Origin of the sequence: Pseudomonas sp. ES1 (genome assembly GCF_050586605.1) — a bacterium.
Classification (GTDB): Bacteria; Pseudomonadota; Gammaproteobacteria; order Pseudomonadales; family Pseudomonadaceae; genus Aquipseudomonas; species Aquipseudomonas sichuanensis.
The window spans coordinates 23,123-40,246 of the sequence record NZ_JBOBDM010000029.1 but is presented as its reverse complement, the minus strand read 5'-3'; the positions used below and the strand labels follow the sequence as shown (position 1 = coordinate 40,246).

Below are 17,124 nucleotides of genomic sequence, written 5' to 3'. Positions count from 1 at the left end.
CCGCACACACTAACCCCGCATCGCCCCACCTTAGGGTGAGGATTCTAATTATTCCGCCTACCTTCACGCTCAAGCCCTACCACCCTGGGCTCATCCTCCCTCCCCAAATGAGCATGAGGTACAGAGCATGGCCAAAGTGAATCTCAAGCAGGACGACGCCCAGGGCACCCTGGGCGAAGTGCGCGGCTACGCGCGCAAGATCTGGTTGGCGGGCATCGGCGCTTACGCCCGTGTCGGTCAGGAAGGCTCCGACTACTTCAAGGAACTGGTCAAGGCCGGTGAAGGCGTCGAGAAGCGTGGCAAGAAACGCATCCATAAAGAACTCGATGCGGCCAATCACCAGCTCGACGAAGCTGGCCAGGAAGTGACCCGCGTGCGGGGCAAGGTCGAGGTCCAGCTGGACAAAATCGAGAAAGCCTTCGATGAGCGCGTCGGCCGCGCCTTGAATCGCCTCGGCATTCCGTCTAAACATGACGTTGAGGCGTTGTCCATCAAGCTTGAACAGCTGCACGAGCTGCTCGAGCGCGTCGCGCACAAACCATAAGGAGAGCAGGATGGCTGGCAAGAAGAACACCGAAAAAGAAGGCAGCTCCTGGATCGGCGGAATCGAGAAGTACTCCCGCAAGATCTGGTTGGCTGGCCTGGGTATCTATTCCAAGGTCGACCAGGACGGTCCGAAGCTGTTCGATTCGCTGGTGAAGGATGGCGAGAAAGCCGAGAAGCAGGCGAAGAAAAGCGTCGACTCGGCAGCCGACTCGGCCAAGTCCGCCACCACCTCGCGGGTATCGGACGTCAAGGAACGCGCACTGGGCAAGTGGAGCGAACTCGAAGAGGCCTTCGACAAGCGCCTGAACAGCGCCATCTCGCGCCTGGGCGTGCCCAGCCGCAACGAGATCAAGGCACTGCACCAGCAGGTCGACACGCTGACCAAGCAGATCGAGAAGCTGACCGGGGCTTCGGTCACGCCGGTGTCCAAGGCCGCCGCCAGCAAGACGGCTGCCAAGCCACTGGCCAAGGCAGCTGCCAAACCGGCCGCCAAGACCGCTGCGGCGAAACCTGCTGCCAAGCCTGCGGTTAAAACCGCTGCAGCCAAGCCGGCTGCTGCCAAGCCTGCGGCCAAACCGGCAGCGGCGAAGAAGCCAGCAGTCAAGAAAGCGCCTGCGGCCAAACCTGCGGCAGCCAAGCCGGTAGCAGCGGCACCTGCCGCCACCGCCGCCCCGGCGCCGAGCGCGGCCCCGGCCAGCGCCACCCCGTCGGCACCGGTGAACGTGGCCGCCCAGGCCTGATACCGCGTCGCCTTCATCGCGGGGCAAGCCCGCTCCCACAATGGTTACTCAGGCCAACGTGGGAGCGGGCTTGCCCCGCGATCATTTCACCCCTCCAGATACCTCATCGCCAGCTGCTCCGCCGCCGTGCGCGCCGGCGCCTGCAAGTGCGGCGCCACCAGCATCATCACCTGGTACACCACCACCCCCACATCGCCTTCACGCCCCAACACACGCTGGTAATCCAGCGAACAGATCAGGGTCAGGGCGATCTGTTCCACCAATTGCCCCAAGGCTTGCGTTTCGCTGGTCACCAGGCCCTGGCTCTTGAGGCTGGCCAGCAGCGCGGCGAGGGTGCGCTTGAGCGCGTTGATCAGGCTGCGCATGCCCCGCGCCAGCTTGGGCAGGCGCCCGGTGAGGTTGGACAGGTCCTGGAACAGGAAGCGGTACTGGGCCATGCGCTCGACGATCAGGTGCAGGAACAGCCAGTAGTCCTCGGCGTCCAGGCGCACGTCCAGCGGTGGGTCGAGCAGCGGCATCAGCTGTTCTTCGAAGCGCTCGAACAGGCCGATCACCAGCGGCTCCTTGCCGTGGAAGTGGTAGTACAGGTTGCCTGGGCTGATCCCCAGTTCGTTGGCGATCTCCAGGGTCGAGACGTTGGGTTCGCCCTGGCGGTTGAACAGCAGCAGGGCGCATTCGAGGATGCGGTCGCGGGTCTTCATTCAGTCAGCGTGCCAGTACGTAGGTGCCTGGCGCGGGGGCCAGCGGTGGGTAGGTGGCGTTGCCCAGCTCGGTGCGTGGTGCCTTGAGCGTACCGGAGCGCTGGCCGATCCACTCCAGCCACTGCGGCCACCAGCTGCCGTCGCGGCGCTCGGCATCGTAGAACCAGGCGCGCGGGTCACCGGACAGCTTGGGGTTATCCAGGTAGTAGGCCTTGGGGTTGCCGGGCGGGTTGATGATGCTCTGGATATGCCCGCTGTGCGACAGCACGAAGCGCCGATCGCCACCCAGCAGCAGGGCCGAGCGGTACACCGCGTCCCAGGGGGTGATGTGGTCGTTGCTGCCGGCCACGGTGAAGCTGTCCAAGTCGACCTGCTTGAGGTCGATGGGCGTACCGCACACCTCCAGCCCGTCAGGGTGGGGCAACGGGTTGTGCTTGAAGAAGTCCAGCAGGTCGCCGTGCAGGGCGGCAGGCAGGCGGGTGTTGTCGGCGTTCCAGTAGAGGATGTCGAAGGCCGGCGGGGTCTTGCCCATCAGGTAGTTGTTGACCCAGTAGTTCCAGATCAGGTCGTTGGGCCGCATCCAGGCGAAGATCCGTGCCACTTCGCCGCCGTCGAGCACGCCGCGCTGATACGAGCGGCGCTTGGCCGCCTCGATGGTCTGTTCGTCGGCGAACAGGCTGGCGGGGCTGTCGAACTGGCTGTCGAGCAGGCTCACCAGGTAGGTGGCGCTGCGCACCTTGCGCAGTTGGTTCTTGGCTTGCAGATGGCCCTGCAGCGCGGCCATGGTCAGGCCGCCGGCGCAGGCGCCCATCAGGTTCGGGTCGCGGCTGCCGCTGACGCTGCGGCAGGCGTTGAGCGCCTCTTCCAGGGCCTGCACGTAGCTCGACAGGCCCCATTCGCGGTGGCGCGGGTCGGGGTTGCGCCAGCTGATCATGAACACCTGCAGACCGTTCTTGAGCATGTACTGGACGAAGCTGTTGGTCGGGCTGAGGTCGAAGATGTAGAACTTGTTGATCTGCGGCGGCACCACCAGCACTGGCCGGGCGTACTGCTTTTCGCTCATCGGCTTGTATTGGATCAGCTCCAGCAGCTCATTGCGAAACACCACCGCGCCAGGCGTGGCGGCGAGGTTGCCGCCGACCTCGAAGGCGCGCTCGTCCACCTGGCGTGGCAGCCCGTCGTTGTGGCGCAGGTCGTCGAGCAGGTGGCCAACGCCACGCAGCAGGCTCTGGCCGCCGGTGTTGAGCAACTCCTTGACCGCCAGCGGGTTGAGCAGCGAGTTGCTCGGGGCGATGGCGTCGTTGATCAGGTTGAACAGGAACTGCGCGCGAACGCGGTCGTCGTGGGACAGCGAGCTTTCCTCGACCCACAGGCGGGTCTGTTTCTGCCAGGCCAGGTAGGCCTGCAGGCTGCGCCGGTAGAACGGGTTCTGGCTCCAGGTGGGGTCACTGAAGCGGCTGTCGCGCGCGTGCGGCTGAAACGGGGTGTCGCCGAGCATCACCCGGCCCAGGGTGCCGCCCAGCTCCAGCAAGTGCTTTGCCGTGTGCAGCGGGTGCAGCAGGCCATGGCGACCGACATGGCGCAGCGTCGAAAGCAGGTCGCGGCCGCGCAGGCCAGTGATCGCGTTCTGCACGTTCATGCTGGTGGCCGGGACCGGTGTCGTCCCTGTTGCCGGTTTGTCTTTCATGCCAACACTCCATCGTTATAGCAATCGGGCCGCTCTGGTGGTGCTGCGCATCACTGCCTGACCCACCAGAGGCCTGTGGGAGCGGCTTTAGCCGCGAACACCGGCGTAGCCGGTGCCATTCACCATGTCGCTTGCTTCGCGGCTAAAGCCGCTCCCACAGACGCCAGCGCGTCTGCATCAGCCGCCCGAGGCGGGCCGGGGGTGCATGACCGCGCGCTGGCGCTCTTGCTGGAGGAATTTCATGATGATCGGGGCGACGGCCTCGGCCCGGGTGATCAGGAACAGGTGGCCATCGTCGATTATGTGTAGCTGGGCATTGGGAATCCGCCAGGCCAGCAGGCGCATGTTGACCAGGGGGATCAGCGGGTCGTCGTCGCCGGCCAGCACCAGGGTGGGTTGCTGGATCTTGTGCAGCCAGTGGATGCTGGTCCAGCCGAGCCCGGCGAACAGCTGCCAGTAGTAGCCCATCTTGCCGCCGGAGCGCACCTTCGAGGCGTGGTGCAGCGCCAGGTCCGGGTCGCGGCGAAAGGCGCCGCCATAGATCATCGGGGCGATGCGGATCACGTGGGAGGGCTGGATGTAACGCCGGGGGCTGGCCATCAGCCACAGCACCTTGGGCTTGCCCGGCACCATCACCGCACCGGCGGCGGTGGCGGCCAGCACCAGCTTCTTGCAGCGTTCGGGGTAGTCGTGGGCGAACTGCTGGGCTAGCGCCCCGCCCCAGGACACACCGATGGCGTTGACCTGGCCGTAGTCGAGGTAGTCGAGCATGCGCGCGGTCAACTTGGCCAGGCCGGGGAAGCGGTACGGGTGGCGCGGCGTCGACGAACCGCCGACCCCGGGCACGTCGAAGGCGATCACTTCCAGGTCCGGGTCCAGCGCCTCGATGAAGGGGAACACCAGTTCGAGGTTGGCGCCGATGCCGTTGAAGATCAGCAGCGGCGTCAGGTGCGGCTTGCCCGGGCGCACCGCGGTGCGGATGGACTGATCGTCCAGCTCGACGGTGCGGAAGATGTAGGGTTGCGGCATACGCGTGACTCTGGGGTGAAGGTAGCGCCGCGATGCGCCTGCCGGCACATCGCGGCGATTGGGCTCAACGCTCGTGCACGTAGGTTCCCGGTGCGGCCTCGCCTGCGCCATAGGTGCGGTTGCCCAGCCGGGTCGGCGCCTTCTTCAGGTCCCCGGCGCGATCGCCCAGCCACGTCTGCCAGTGCAGCCACCAGGAGTCGGCGTGCTTGACCGCGTTCTCCTGCCAGGCCAGCGGGTCGTCCGGGCGGTCTTCACCGGTCATGAAGCGCGCCTTGGGGTTGCCCGGCGGATTGAGGATGCTCTGGATATGGCCGCTGTTGGACAGCACGAATTCGATCTTGCCGCCGAACAGATGCGCCGAGCGGTAGCACGACTGCCACGGGGTGATGTGGTCGGCGGTACCGGCGACGCTGAAGATGTCGCAGTCGACCTGCTTCAGGTCGATAGCGGTGCCGCACACCTCCAGGGCATTGGCGCGGATCAGCGGGTTGTTCTTGAACATTTCGATCAGGTCGCCGTGGAAGGCGGCCGGCAGGCGCGTGGTGTCGTTGTTCCAGAACAGGATGTCGAACACGGGCGGTGAATTGCCCAGCAGGTAGTTGTTGACCCAGTAGTTCCAGATCAGGTCGTTGGGGCGCATCCAGGCGAACACCTTGGCCATGTCGCTGCCCTCGAGCACCCCGGACTGGTAGGAGTGGCGCTTGGCGGCCTCCAGCGTCTGCTCGTCGACGAACAGCGCCACCTCGGTATCGATCGTGGTGTCGAGCACGCTGACCAGCAGGGTCAGGGCGTTGACCTTCTTTTCGCCCAGGGCCGCGTAGTGGCCCACCAGCGCGGTGCAGGTGATGCCCCCGGAGCAGGCGCCGAGCATGTTCAGGTCCTTGCTGCCGGTGATCGCCAGCACCGCGTCGACCGCTTCCTTGAGGGCGTCGATGTAGGTGGACAGGCCCCACTCGCGCTGGGCCTTGGTCGGGTTGCGCCAGCTGATGATGAAGGTCTGCTGCTGCGAGCGCAGGCAGAAGCGCGCCAGGCTCTTTTCCGGGCTCAGGTCGAACACGTAGAACTTGTTGATCTGCGGCGGCACCACCAGCAGCGGGCGGCTGTGCACCTGCTCGGTGATGGGTTTGTACTGGATCAGTTCGAGCACGTCGTTGCGGTACACCACCGCGCCTTCGCTGGTGCCCAGGTTCTTGCCCACCTCGAAGGCTTCCATGTTCACCTGGCTGGGCATGCCGCCGTTGTTGACCATGTCCTTGGCGAGGTTGGACAGCCCGTCGAGCAGGCTCTTGCCGCCGGTTTCGAAGAAGCGCTTGATCGCCGCCGGGTTGGAGAGGGTGTTGGTCGGTGCCATGGCTTCGGTCATCAGGTTGATGACGAACTGGCCACGGGTGATGTCCTGGGGCGACAGGTCGCTTTCGCCGATCCAGTCGTTGAGTTCCTTGCGCCAGGCCAGGTACGTCTGCAGGTAGCGCCGGTACAGTGGGTTGTTGCTCCAGGCCGGGTCCTGGAAGCGACGGTCGTCGCCACCGGGCTGCAGGCTGGATTTGCCCAGCAGCACGTTCTTCAGTTCCAGGCCGAAATGCGCCACGTGCTTGGCACTGTGCAGTGGCTGGCGAACCGCCTGGCGCAATACCGTGCGCGCCGACGTGAGCAAATCCTTACGGCGAATGCCGATGACCGGGTTCAGCCCCAGGGTGTTCTCCGAGGCCTGCCGCTGCAACTCATCGTTGTTCTTGTTACTCATCTACGACGCTCCGTTGTCCTGAGACGAGTACCGGTGTGCTGTGACAGCCCGGTACTGCTACTCGGGTGACCAGTGATAAGGAACAGCGGTGCTGCGACCGGATGCGTGTCGATGATGAGCTGCGGGGGTTTCTGCGTGTGAAGACAACCTGCTTTCGCTCGCGACCTCTACATACCGGCCTGGCCCTGCCTGCCGAAAAGGCGATGCAGGGAACTTGCCAGCTCCATTGGTTACCCGACTTTCATGTAATGCGCAAGACAGCCAGTCTTTGGCCGCCATCCACGCATTCAAGCAGATGAGATTAGAAAATGCGCTCTAAAACCTGGAGGCCCCGCGCTAGAGCATCAGCTTGACGACCGACTCGGCGGGGTCGCGGGATTTGCCGGCCTTGTGCAGTTCATCCAGATACTCGGCCCACAGTTGTTCCTGGCGCAGGCACAGTTGTTCGAGGTATTCCCAGGTGAACAACCCTGAGTCATGGCCGTCGTCGAAGGTCAGTTTCAGTGCGTATTGGCCGGCAGGCTCCAGGCCGCTGAGGCCTACGTTGATCTTGCCAAATTGCAGGATGGGATTGCCGTGGCCCTGGACCTCGGCGGAAGGGGAGTGCACCCGCAGGAACTCGGCAGGCAGGTGGTAGACCTCGCCGGGGGCGTAGGTGAGGGTGAGGGTTTTCGAGGCTTTGTGCAGGTTGATGGCGGTGGGCAGGCGGGCCATGGGCTGAATCTCTCGGAAGCGGTAAGGAGCAAGCTTCCAGCTTCTGATGCAGGGATTCAAGGGCCCTTTCGCGGCGGTTCGGCGTCCCGATAAACCCGCTCCCACAGGGTCACCACATACCTTGGCACTGTGGTGATCCTGTGGGAGCGGGTTTACCCGCGAAGAGGATGTAACCGGTCTTACAGGATGTAGCGCGACAGGTCTTCGTTCTGCGCCAGCTCACCCAGGTGGCTGTTCACATACGCGGCGTCGATGTGGATCGGCGTCTCGTCATGGGCGCTGGCCAGGTCACCGGCACTGAACGACACCTCTTCGAGCAGGCGCTCGAGCAGGGTGTGCAGGCGGCGGGCACCGATGTTCTCGGTTTTCTCGTTGACCTGGAAGGCGATCTCGGCCAGGCGCTTGAGGCCCTCGTCGGCGAACTCGATGTTCAGGCCTTCGGTCTTCAACAGCGCTGCATACTGCTCGGTCAGCGAGGCGTGCGGCTCTTTGAGGATGCGTTCGAAGTCTTCCGGGGTCAGGGCCTTGAGCTCGACGCGGATCGGCAGGCGACCCTGCAGCTCGGGCACCAGGTCGCTCGGCTTGCTCAAGTGGAACGCACCGGAGGCGATGAACAGGATGTGGTCGGTCTTGACCATGCCCAGCTTGGTGTTGACGGTGCAGCCTTCGATCAGCGGCAGCAGGTCGCGCTGCACGCCTTCGCGGGACACATCGGCGCCGCCGACGTTGCCACGCTTGGCCACCTTGTCGATTTCGTCGATGAACACGATGCCGTGCTGCTCGACCGCTTCCAGGGCCTTGGCCTTGAGCTCTTCGTCGTTGACCAGGCGGCCGGCTTCTTCATCGCGGACCATCTTCAGCGCGTCCTTAACCTTCAGCTTGCGCGCCTTGCGCTTGCCCTTGCCCATGTTGGCGAACAGGCTCTGCAGCTGGTTGGTCATCTCTTCCATGCCGGGCGGCGCGGCGATCTCGACACCGACCGCGTCGGCTACTTCGATCTCGATTTCCTTGTCGTCCAGCTGGCCTTCACGCAGGCGCTTGCGGAACAGCTGGCGGGTGTTGGAATCGCTGCTCGACGGTGCGGCCTCTTCGGCGAAGCTGCTGGTGCGCGCCTGCGGCAGCAGGGCGTCGAGGATGCGGTCTTCGGCGGCGTCTTCGGCGCGGTGGCGCACACGGACGATCTCTTGCTCGCGGAGCATCTTCAGCGCGGCATCGGCCAGGTCGCGGATGATCGACTCGACGTCACGGCCGACATAGCCGACTTCGGTGAACTTGGTCGCTTCGACCTTGATGAACGGCGCGTTGGCCAGCTTGGCCAGGCGACGGGCGATTTCGGTCTTGCCCACGCCGGTGGGGCCGATCATCAGGATGTTCTTCGGGGTGACTTCGGCACGCAGCTCGGCAGGCAGCTGCATGCGCCGCCAGCGGTTGCGCAGGGCAATGGCGACGGCGCGCTTGGCGTCGTCCTGGCCGATGATGTGGCGGTTCAGTTCGTGAACGATTTCGCGGGGGGTCATGGACATGATCAATAGGGTCCTAAGGCGCAGTCATCAGTGTGGAAAAGTCCCGCTGTGGGCGGGACGCCAAAACAACTGATTACTCGGCCAGGTCCTGCTCCTCGATGGTCAGGTTGTGGTTGGTGAACACGCAGATGTCGCCGGCGATGTTCAGGGCGGCCTCGGTGATTTCCCGGGCCGACAGGTCAGTCTTGTTCAGCAGGGCACGGGCTGCGGCCTGGGCGTAGCCGCCACCGGAACCCATGGCGATCAGGCCGTCTTCGGGTTCGACCACGTCGCCGTTGCCGGTGATGATCAAGGAAGCGTCCTTGTTGGCTACCGCCAGCATCGCTTCCAGGCGGCTCAGGGAACGGTCGGTACGCCATTCCTTGGCCAGTTCGACGGCGGCGCGTACCAGGTGGCCGGAGTGTTTCTGCAGCTGGGCTTCGAAGCGCTCGAACAGGGTGAAGGCGTCGGCGGTGGCACCGGCGAAGCCGGCGATGACCTGGCCGTTGTAAAGGCGACGGACTTTCTTGGCGTTGCCTTTCATCACGGTGTTGCCGAGGGAAACCTGGCCGTCGCCGCCCATGACGACTTTGCCGTTACGGCGGACAGAAACGATGGTAGTCAAGGGAGAGTCTCCACGCAGCGGGGCGAAAATGCCTGATGCAGAGACATATGGGGGTGGGGGGAAGGATTTCAACCTTGAGGGATGAGTGGTCGGCGTCGAACAGGCTCATCGCTGTTGCTGCATTCGCGGGTAAACCCGCTCCCACAGGGGCTCGATATCCTGTGGGAGCGGGTTTACCCGCGAAATGGGCGGTGCGGTCTGTCAGGCCTCGTGGCAGATGTGCCCATCGACCAAGGTATAACGCACCGCGCCCGGCAGGCAGTGGCCGATGAACGGGCAGTTCGCGCCGCGTGAGAACCACTGCTCACCGGCAACGGTGGAGGCTTGCGGATCGAACAGCACCAGGTCGGCCGCGCCGCCCACTTTCAGCTCACCCGCCGGCAGGCGCATAGCCGCCGCTGGGCCGCTGCTCAGCCGCGCCATCAGCGTCGGCAGGTCGAGCAGGCCGTCCTCGACCAGGGTCATGGCCAGCGGCAGCAACAGCTCGACGCTGCTGATGCCCGGCTCGGTGGCACCGAACGGCGCCAGCTTGGCATCGCGCTCGTGGGGTTGGTGGTGGCTGGAGATCGCCTGGATCACGCCCGACTTCACCGCCTCACGCAGGCCGTCACGGTCGGCGGCGCTGCGCAGCGGCGGCTGCACGTGGTACAGGCTGGAGAAATCGCGCAGCGCTTCGTCGGTGAGGATCAGCTGGTACAACGCCACGTCGGCGGTGACCGGCAGCCCCAGTTGCTGGGCCTGGGCAATCAACCGTGCGCCGCGGGCGCTGGTGATCTGGCTGAAGTGCGCGCGCACGCCGCTCTGCTCGACCAGCAGCAGGTTGCGGGCCAGGGCCACGGTCTCGGCGCTTTCGGGGATGCCGGGCAGGCCGAGGAAGCTGGCCATCGGCCCTTCGTGGGCCAGGCCGCCCTGGGACAGGTCGCGGTCCTGGGAGTGGAACACCACGGTCAGGTCGAAGGTCGCCGCGTATTCCAGGGCGCGGGCCAGGGTGCGGTTGTTGGGGATCTCTTTCAGGCCGTTGCCGAAGGCCACGCAACCGGTGTCGCGCAGGGCCACCAGCTCGGCCAGCTGCTCGCCTTCCAGGCCTTTGGTCAGGGCACCGATCGGGTACACCTTGCTGTTGGCCGCTTCACGGGCACGGTCGAGGATCAGTTCGGCCACCGCCGAGGTGTCCAGCACCGGCTTGGTCTGCGGCGGGCAGCACAGGCTGGTGACGCCGCCGGCGACCGCTGCGCGGGTTTCACTGGCGATGGTGCCCTTGCGGCTGTAGCCCGGCTCGCGCAGCGAGACGCCGAGGTCGACCAGGCCGGGCGCTGCGACCAGGCCGTCGGCCTGGATCGTGCGGCTGGCGCTGAAGCCTGCCGGGGCTGCGCCGATGGCGGCAATGCGACCGTTTTCGAGGTGCAGGTCGGTGATGGTGTCCAGGCCGCTGGCAGGGTCGATTACCCGAGCGCCGATAATGCTGAGGGTCACTGGGCGTTCTCCTGCTCGATTTGACGTTGCGCGTTCTGCCCGCTCATGGCCATGGACAGCACGGCCATGCGCACGGCGATGCCGTAGGTGACCTGGTTGAGGATCACCGAGTGCTTGCCGTCGGCCACTGCCGACTCGATTTCCACGCCCCGGTTGATCGGGCCGGGGTGCATGACGATGGCATCGGGCTTGGCGCCGGCCAGGCGTGCGGTGGTCAGGCCGAACAGGCGGTAGAACTCGCCCTCGCTGGGCAGCAGGCCGCCGGCCATGCGCTCACGCTGCAGGCGCAGCATGATCACCACGTCGACGTCCTTGAGGCCTTCGGCGAGGTCGGTGTAGACCTTCACCCCGTACTGCTCGATGCCGATCGGGATCAGGGTCTTCGGGCCGATCACGCGGATGTCCGGGCAGCCCAGCGCCTTGAGCGCGAGCATGTCCGAGCGGGCTACGCGCGAGTGCAGGATGTCGCCGACGATGGCCACCGACAGGTTCTCGAAGCTGCCCTTGTGCCGACGGATGGTCAGCATGTCGAGCATGCCCTGGGTCGGGTGCGCGTGGCGGCCGTCGCCGCCGTTGATCACCGCCACGTCCGGGCACACATGCTCGGCGATGAAGTGGGCGGCGCCGGAGTCGGAGTGGCGCACGACGAACATGTCGGCAGCCATGGCTTCGAGGTTGCGCAGGGTGTCGAACAGGGTCTCGCCCTTGCTGGTCGAGGAGGTCGACACGTTCAGGCTGATCACGTCGGCCGACAGGCGCTGGGCGGCCAGTTCGAAGGTGGTGCGGGTACGGGTGGAGTTCTCGAAGAACACGTTGCACACGGTCTTGCCGCGCAGCAGCGGGACTTTCTTCACGGCCCGGGCGCCGACTTCGAGGAACGAGTCGGCGGTGTCGAGGATCTCGGTGAGCAGTTCGCGGGGCAAACCGTCGAGCGAGAGGAAGTGGCGCAGCTGGCCCTGGTCATTGAGCTGCAGCGGGCGCTTGGCGTCGAATGGCGTCATCGCGGGGGACTCTTAAAGGGCGGAAGCGGAAGCGAGGTCCTGGCGCTCGAGAGCGAGCGGTGCGGGTCCGGTCAATTTTACCCGTTCATGGGCGGCCAGCGACAGGGTGGCGCCGAGCACATTCGGGCGGATCGGCAGTTCGCCGGCATCCAGGTCCAGCAGGCACACCAGCGTCACGCTGGCCGGGCGGCCATAGTCGAACAGTTCGTTGAGGGCGGCGCGGATGGTGCGGCCGCTCATCAGCACGTCATCCACCAGCACCAGGTGCTGGCCTTCGATCTCGAACGGCAGCTCCGAAGGGCGCACCTGCGGGTGCAGGCCGTTCTGGCTGAAGTCGTCGCGGTAGAACGAGACATCCAGGGTTCCCAGCGGGCTCTCGTCGGCCAATTCCTGCTGCAGGGCCTGGGCCACCCATACGCCGCCGGTGCGGATGCCGATGAAGCGTGGCTCGGCGATGGCGCGGCGGGCCAGGTGGGCGCGAAGGTCGACGGCCATCTGCCGGATCAGGTCGGCGGGATTGGGTAGGCTCATTGCGTGCTCCTCGGAAGGCGGGCGCCGGGTAGCTCCGGCGGCAAAGCGGAATTAAACGTTGGCCTCCAGCCAGCCTTGCAGCAGCAGGGCGGCGGCGATGGCGTCGACCGGGTTGTCGCGGTAACTGCTGTGACGGCCGCCACGGGCCATCTGCTCGCCCTTGGCTTCGAAGGTGGTCAGGCGTTCGTCGTGGGTGTGCACCGGCAGGTTGAAACGGCCGTTGAGGCGCCGGGCGAATTTCTCGGCGCGCTCGCTCATCTCGCTGGGGGTGCCGTCCATGTTCAGCGGCAGACCGACGACGATGGCATCGGGTTTCCATTCCTTGATCAGTTTTTCGACCTGGTTCCAGTCCGGCACGCCGTTCTGTGCCTTGAGTACGCAGAGTTCGCGGGCCTGGCCGGTGATCACCTGGCCGACGGCCACGCCGATCTGTTTGCTGCCGTAGTCGAAGCCCAGCAGCAGGCGCAGTTCGGCCATCAGGCGTGCCCCGCCTGGCTGGTGAGCAGGCTCAGGTTGATGCCGAGGCTGGCGGCGGCCGCGCCGAGGCGCTGTTTGTTGTCCATGCCGAACAGGATCGCGGGGTCGAACGGGCAGTTGAGCCAGGCGTTGTCGGCCAGCTCCGCTTCCAGCTGGCCGGCTTCCCAGCCGGCGTAGCCGAGGGTGATCAGGCTCTTTTTCGGGCCCACGCCGGCGGCGATGGCCAGCAGTACGTCCTGGGAGGTGGTCAGCGACAGGCCTTCCAGGGCCACGGTGGCCTGGAAGCTGCACTCATCGCTGTGCAGCACGAAGCCACGGTCGGTCTGCACCGGGCCGCCCAGGTAGATGGGCACCTCCAGCGTGCTGGCCGGGGGCGTTTCGTCGGGGCGCAACTGTTCGAGAATATCGCCCAGGTTCAGCTCCTGCGGGCGGTTGACCACCAGCCCCATGGCGCCGTTGGCGTTGTGCTCGACGATGTAGGTAAGGGTGTGGGCAAAGTTCGGGTCGGCCATGTGCGGCATGGCGATCAGGAACTGGTGCTTGAGGTAGCTGGGGGCGAAGGTTTTCATGAGCGCTAGTGTGGCGCCAGGTGGCGGGGCTGGCAAGGTGCGCAGTACCTGTGGGAGGTCACCCAGCCCTGTGGGAGCGGGTTACCCGCGAAGCAGGCAGCGCGGTGCATGGCACCGGCTTTGCCGGTGTTCGCGGGTAAACCCGCTCCCACAGGGATTTTGCAAGCTTGAAGTCAATTGCTCGACAACTTGTCCCCGCGGGCAAACCGCCAGGTGCGGATGATCTCCAACCGGTCGAACTCCGCCATGTCCCCGGTAAACGGCGCGAACGGCGCGGCCAGTCGCACGATGCGCTGGGCCGCCTGGTCCAGCACCGGCTGGCCGGACGATTCCAGCACCAGCACTTCATACAGCGAGCCATCGCGGTTGATCGACACCATCAAGCGCAGGCTGCCATACATCTGCTGGCGCCGTGCTTCGTCGGGGTAGTTGAGGTTGCCGATGCGCTCGACCTTCTTGCGCCACTCTTCCTTGTACCAGGCACCCTTGTCGCGCATGGTCGAGGCCGCATTCAGGCGATGGATGCGCGGGCGTTTGGCGTACAGCTGCTGTTCGTTGGACAGCTCGGCCTCAAGGCTGGCGATCTGGCTGGACAGCTGCGAGCTGTCGAAGTCCGGTGCCTTCGCCTCAGCCTTGGGCTGTGGCTTGCTTTCCTTCGGCTTGGGCTCGACCTTCTGCGGTTTCGGTGCCTGGGTGGCGACCGCGGACTTCGTCGGCGCGGGCGGCGACTCTACTCTCGCGGCCGGCGGCGGGGTGATCTTGTTGATCTTGCTGTCCTGGAACGGCGCCACCTCGGTGGTCTTGGGTACCGCTTTCTTGTCCAGGGTGCCGCTGCCCTGCTGGTTTTCCTGGGCCTGGAAATCGGCCTTGTCGGGCGCCTTCTCGCTCTTGAAGGTGGCCAGGGTGATGTCCATGGTGTGGCGGATTTCAGCGGGTTTGATCACTGTGAAACCGACCCCCAGGATCAGCGCCAGGTGCACCAGCGCGGCCAGGAACAGGGTAAAGCCGAGCCGGTCCACCGGGCGAACGCGGGGTGGCAGCAGGTCAACGGGGATGTCGGCGGGGAGCGTCATCGGGTATCCAAAGGCAGCTTCGAGTCACAAGCTGCAAGCTTCAAGCAGAGGCGGCTGAGTGCAGGCCTGCTTTTACTTGCGGCTTGCAGCTTGAAGCTTGCGGCTGCGCATCATACCCCACTGTGCGGTGTTGCCACCTGTCCTCGGTCAGCGCGCTTGCAGCTTGCGATCAATGGCATCCATCAGCTTGCCGCCGATATTGGTGTTGAACGCGGCGTCGATCTCGCGGATGCAAGTCGGGCTGGTGACGTTGATCTCGGTGAGATGTTCGCCGATCACGTCCAGGCCGACGAACAGCAGGCCCTTCTCGCGCAGGGTTGGGCCAACCTGCGCGGCGATCCAGCGATCGCGGTCGCTCAGCGGGCGGGCTTCGCCACGGCCACCGGCGGCCAGGTTGCCGCGGGTCTCGCCGCTGGCCGGGATGCGCGCCAGGCAGTAATCCACCGGCTCGCCGTCGATCATCAGGATGCGCTTGTCGCCGTCCTTGATCGCCGGCAGGTAGGCCTGGGCCATGATCTGCTGGGCGCCCAGGGCGGTCAGGGTTTCGAGGATCACCGACAGGTTGGGGTCGCCGACCCGGTGGCGGAAGATCGAGGTGCCGCCCATGCCGTCCAGCGGCTTGAGGATCACGTCGCCGTGCTTGGCGGCGAACTCACGGATGATGTCCGGACGGCGGCTGACCAGGGTCGGCGGCGTGCACTGTGGGAACAGCGTGGCGAACAGCTTCTCGTTGCAGTCGCGCAGGCTCTGCGGGCGGTTGACCACCAGCACGCCGTCGGCCTCGGCCTGCTCCAGCAGGTAGGTGCTGTAGACGAACTCCATGTCGAACGGCGGGTCCTTGCGCATCAGGATCACGTCCAGCTCGCTGAGCAGGCTGTCCTGCTCGTCGCCCAGCTCGAACCAGCGCGCCGGGTCGGCGAACACCTTCAGCGGGCGCATCCGCGCGCGGGCCTTGCCTTCGCCTTGATACAGGTCGTGCTGTTCCATGTAGAACAGGCTCCAGCCACGCTCCTGGGCGGCCAGCAGCATGGCCAGCGAGCTGTCCTTTTTATAGGAGATGGACGCGATAGGGTCCATGACAATCCCGAGGCGAACGCTCATGGGGTAATTCCTCTTGGCGGCGGGTGGCCGCGATGGCACGAAAAAGTGGCTCAGGGTGGCGCCGGGCGCGCGCCCGGTCAAGGGGGCGGGCAGATGGAATGGCCCTGCGGAGTGTGCTAAAAAGGCTCGATCCAGCTTCAGGCCGCAAGCTATAAGCTACAAGACAGAGGCGCTGCGCAGCGATCTGCTTTTTCTTGTCGTTTGAAGCGTGCAGCTTACCGCTCATTCAATGTGGCGCAATTTATGGAACAACCCCTGAAGGTGATGGTGATCGACGATTCGCGCACGATCCGCCGCACTGCCCAGATGTTGCTCGGCGAGGCGGGCTGCGAGGTGATCACCGCCAGCGATGGCTTCGACGCCCTCGCCAAGATCATCGACCACAAGCCGCGGATCATCTTCGTCGATGTGCTCATGCCACGCCTGGACGGCTACCAGACCTGCGCACTGATCAAGCACAACAGCGCCTGCAAGGACACTCCGGTGATCCTGCTTTCTTCCCGCGACGGCCTGTTCGACAAGGCCCGCGGCCGGGTGGTCGGCTCCGACCAGTTCCTGACCAAACCTTTCAGCAAGGAAGAACTGCTCGACGCAATCCGCGCCCATGTGCCCGGTTTCGCCGCGCAGGACCCAATCGCACCCTGACGCCGCCCCAGTTAAAGGCGGCGCCTCACGTTCCTCATGGGGAAACAGCATGGCCCGAGTTCTGATTGTCGACGATTCGCCGACCGAGATGTACCGCTTGACCGAGTGGCTGGAAAAACACGGCCACCAGGTGCTCAAGGCCAGCAACGGCGCCGACGGCGTGGCCCTGGCCCGCCAGGAGAAGCCCGATGCGGTGCTGATGGACATCGTCATGCCCGGCATGAACGGCTTCCAGGCCACCCGCCAGCTGAGCAAGGACCCGGAAACCAGCGCCATCCCGGTGATCGTGGTCACTACCAAGGACCAGGAAACCGACCGCATCTGGGCCACGCGCCAGGGCGCCCGCGACTTCCTGACCAAGCCCGTGGAAGAGGACGCGCTGATCGCCAAGCTGGTCGAGGTGCTCGGCGCTTGACCACTCGCCCTCAGGGCGCGGCACTGACCGCCTTCGAGCTGCTGCTGGACATCGACCGGCGTTGCCGCCTGCTGGTGGCCGACCAGCCGCTCCAGGACACCCGCCTGCAGCAGTGGAGCGGCATCGGCTTTCGCATTGCCGGGCAATGGTTCGTCGCGCCCATGGGTGAAATTGCCGAAGTGCTGCGTGAGCCACGCAGCAGCCGGGTGCCGGGGGTACAGCCCTGGGTATGCGGGGTGGCCAACCTGCGTGGGCGGCTGTTGCCGGTGATGGACCTGAGCGCGTTCTTCGGCTTAGGCCCTGCGGCGGCGGGCAAGCAGCGGCGGGTGCTGGTGCTGGACCACGAAGAGCTGTTCGCCGGGCTGCTGGTGGACGAGGTGGTGGGCCTGCAGCACTTCGCCCTGAGCAGCCTCGAACTGTCGCCGCCGCAGCCTTTGATTCGCGCCGCCGCACCCTTCGTGCAGGGGCATTTCCCCCGTGAGCGCAACTGGGCGATCTTCAGCCCGTTCGCCCTGGCCCAGGCGCCGGGCTTTCTCGATGTGGCGTTGTAG

At 65.4% G+C, this 17,124-nt stretch carries 19 protein-coding genes; 5 read left to right on the top strand and 14 right to left on the bottom strand.

Annotation, left to right across the window (positions count from 1 at the left end; all coding sequences use genetic code 11):
* Positions 1-127 precede the first annotated feature (127 nt).
* Both ACQ4N9_RS13945 and ACQ4N9_RS13940 read left to right on the top strand, forming a co-directional pair.
* A complete protein-coding gene (locus tag ACQ4N9_RS13945; protein WP_125465847.1) occupies positions 128-544 on the top strand; it encodes a phasin family protein in 417 nt (138 codons plus the stop codon).
* 10 nt (positions 545-554) lie between these two features.
* Positions 555-1,286, top strand: coding sequence for a phasin family protein (locus ACQ4N9_RS13940; protein ID WP_390965783.1), 732 nt, complete (start codon positions 555-557; stop codon positions 1,284-1,286).
* Positions 1,287-1,372: 86 nt separating this feature from the next.
* Here the strand turns inward: ACQ4N9_RS13940 and ACQ4N9_RS13935 are convergent, their stop codons facing one another.
* From ACQ4N9_RS13935 to gshB, 14 genes are all read right to left on the bottom strand, one after another.
* The gene (locus tag ACQ4N9_RS13935; RefSeq protein WP_125465845.1) at positions 1,373-1,987 is read right to left on the bottom strand and encodes a TetR/AcrR family transcriptional regulator; all 615 of its coding nucleotides are present in this window, start codon (positions 1,985-1,987) and stop codon (positions 1,373-1,375) included.
* 4 nt (positions 1,988-1,991) lie between these two features.
* On the bottom strand, positions 1,992-3,674 hold the full coding sequence (phaC, locus tag ACQ4N9_RS13930) for a class II poly(R)-hydroxyalkanoic acid synthase (protein ID WP_390965785.1): 1,683 nt from the start codon (positions 3,672-3,674) through the stop codon (positions 1,992-1,994).
* 177 nt (positions 3,675-3,851) lie between these two features.
* A complete protein-coding gene (gene phaZ / locus ACQ4N9_RS13925) occupies positions 3,852-4,703 on the bottom strand; it encodes a poly(3-hydroxyalkanoate) depolymerase (protein WP_125465843.1) in 852 nt (283 codons plus the stop codon).
* A gap of 64 nt (positions 4,704-4,767) precedes the next feature.
* Positions 4,768-6,447: a class II poly(R)-hydroxyalkanoic acid synthase gene (gene phaC / locus ACQ4N9_RS13920; protein WP_390965787.1), complete on the bottom strand. Its 1,680-nt coding sequence runs from the start codon at positions 6,445-6,447 to the stop codon at positions 4,768-4,770.
* Between the two features lie 336 nt (positions 6,448-6,783).
* Positions 6,784-7,161, bottom strand: a complete 378-nt coding sequence (locus ACQ4N9_RS13915) for a gamma-butyrobetaine hydroxylase-like domain-containing protein (RefSeq protein WP_125465841.1) — start codon at positions 7,159-7,161, stop codon at positions 6,784-6,786.
* Between the two features lie 179 nt (positions 7,162-7,340).
* Positions 7,341-8,684, bottom strand: coding sequence for an ATP-dependent protease ATPase subunit HslU (gene hslU / locus ACQ4N9_RS13910; RefSeq protein ID WP_125465840.1), 1,344 nt, complete (start codon positions 8,682-8,684; stop codon positions 7,341-7,343).
* 73 nt (positions 8,685-8,757) lie between these two features.
* Positions 8,758-9,288, bottom strand: a complete 531-nt coding sequence (hslV, locus tag ACQ4N9_RS13905) for an ATP-dependent protease subunit HslV (protein ID WP_011536056.1) — start codon at positions 9,286-9,288, stop codon at positions 8,758-8,760.
* A 201-nt stretch (positions 9,289-9,489) separates the two neighbouring features.
* Positions 9,490-10,761 (bottom strand): dihydroorotase, encoded by a 1,272-nt coding sequence (locus tag ACQ4N9_RS13900; RefSeq protein WP_390965790.1) that lies wholly within the window; start codon positions 10,759-10,761, stop codon positions 9,490-9,492.
* The gene (locus ACQ4N9_RS13895) at positions 10,758-11,762 is read right to left on the bottom strand and encodes an aspartate carbamoyltransferase catalytic subunit (protein ID WP_110994142.1); all 1,005 of its coding nucleotides are present in this window, start codon (positions 11,760-11,762) and stop codon (positions 10,758-10,760) included. Before ACQ4N9_RS13895 ends, ACQ4N9_RS13900 begins: the two co-directional genes overlap by 4 nt.
* Positions 11,763-11,774: 12 nt before the next feature.
* Positions 11,775-12,293 carry a bifunctional pyr operon transcriptional regulator/uracil phosphoribosyltransferase PyrR gene (gene pyrR / locus ACQ4N9_RS13890; protein ID WP_347150714.1) on the bottom strand — a complete coding sequence of 173 codons (519 nt, stop codon included), beginning with the start codon at positions 12,291-12,293 and terminating at the stop codon, positions 11,775-11,777.
* Between the two features lie 51 nt (positions 12,294-12,344).
* The gene (gene ruvX, locus ACQ4N9_RS13885) at positions 12,345-12,770 is read right to left on the bottom strand and encodes a Holliday junction resolvase RuvX (RefSeq protein ID WP_390965792.1); all 426 of its coding nucleotides are present in this window, start codon (positions 12,768-12,770) and stop codon (positions 12,345-12,347) included.
* On the bottom strand, positions 12,770-13,339 hold the full coding sequence (locus tag ACQ4N9_RS13880) for a YqgE/AlgH family protein (RefSeq protein WP_390965794.1): 570 nt from the start codon (positions 13,337-13,339) through the stop codon (positions 12,770-12,772). The genes ruvX and ACQ4N9_RS13880 overlap by 1 nt, the downstream gene beginning before the upstream one ends.
* 173 nt (positions 13,340-13,512) lie before the next feature.
* Positions 13,513-14,412, bottom strand: coding sequence for a TonB family protein (locus ACQ4N9_RS13875; RefSeq protein WP_390965796.1), 900 nt, complete (start codon positions 14,410-14,412; stop codon positions 13,513-13,515).
* A 147-nt stretch (positions 14,413-14,559) separates the two neighbouring features.
* Positions 14,560-15,513 (bottom strand): glutathione synthase, encoded by a 954-nt coding sequence (gene gshB, locus ACQ4N9_RS13870; RefSeq protein WP_125860771.1) that lies wholly within the window; start codon positions 15,511-15,513, stop codon positions 14,560-14,562.
* Positions 15,514-15,756: 243 nt separating this feature from the next.
* Between gshB and pilG the strand changes: the two genes are divergently transcribed.
* Genes pilG through ACQ4N9_RS13855 form a run of 3 tightly spaced genes read left to right on the top strand, consistent with a single transcriptional unit; the run spans position 15,757 to position 17,124 of the window.
* Positions 15,757-16,158, top strand: a complete 402-nt coding sequence (pilG, locus tag ACQ4N9_RS13865) for a twitching motility response regulator PilG (RefSeq protein ID WP_390965798.1) — start codon at positions 15,757-15,759, stop codon at positions 16,156-16,158.
* Positions 16,159-16,207: 49 nt separating this feature from the next.
* On the top strand, positions 16,208-16,573 hold the full coding sequence (pilH, locus tag ACQ4N9_RS13860; RefSeq protein ID WP_110994150.1) for a twitching motility response regulator PilH: 366 nt from the start codon (positions 16,208-16,210) through the stop codon (positions 16,571-16,573).
* A complete protein-coding gene (locus tag ACQ4N9_RS13855) occupies positions 16,570-17,124 on the top strand; it encodes a chemotaxis protein CheW (RefSeq protein WP_125465834.1) in 555 nt (184 codons plus the stop codon). Before pilH ends, ACQ4N9_RS13855 begins: the two co-directional genes overlap by 4 nt.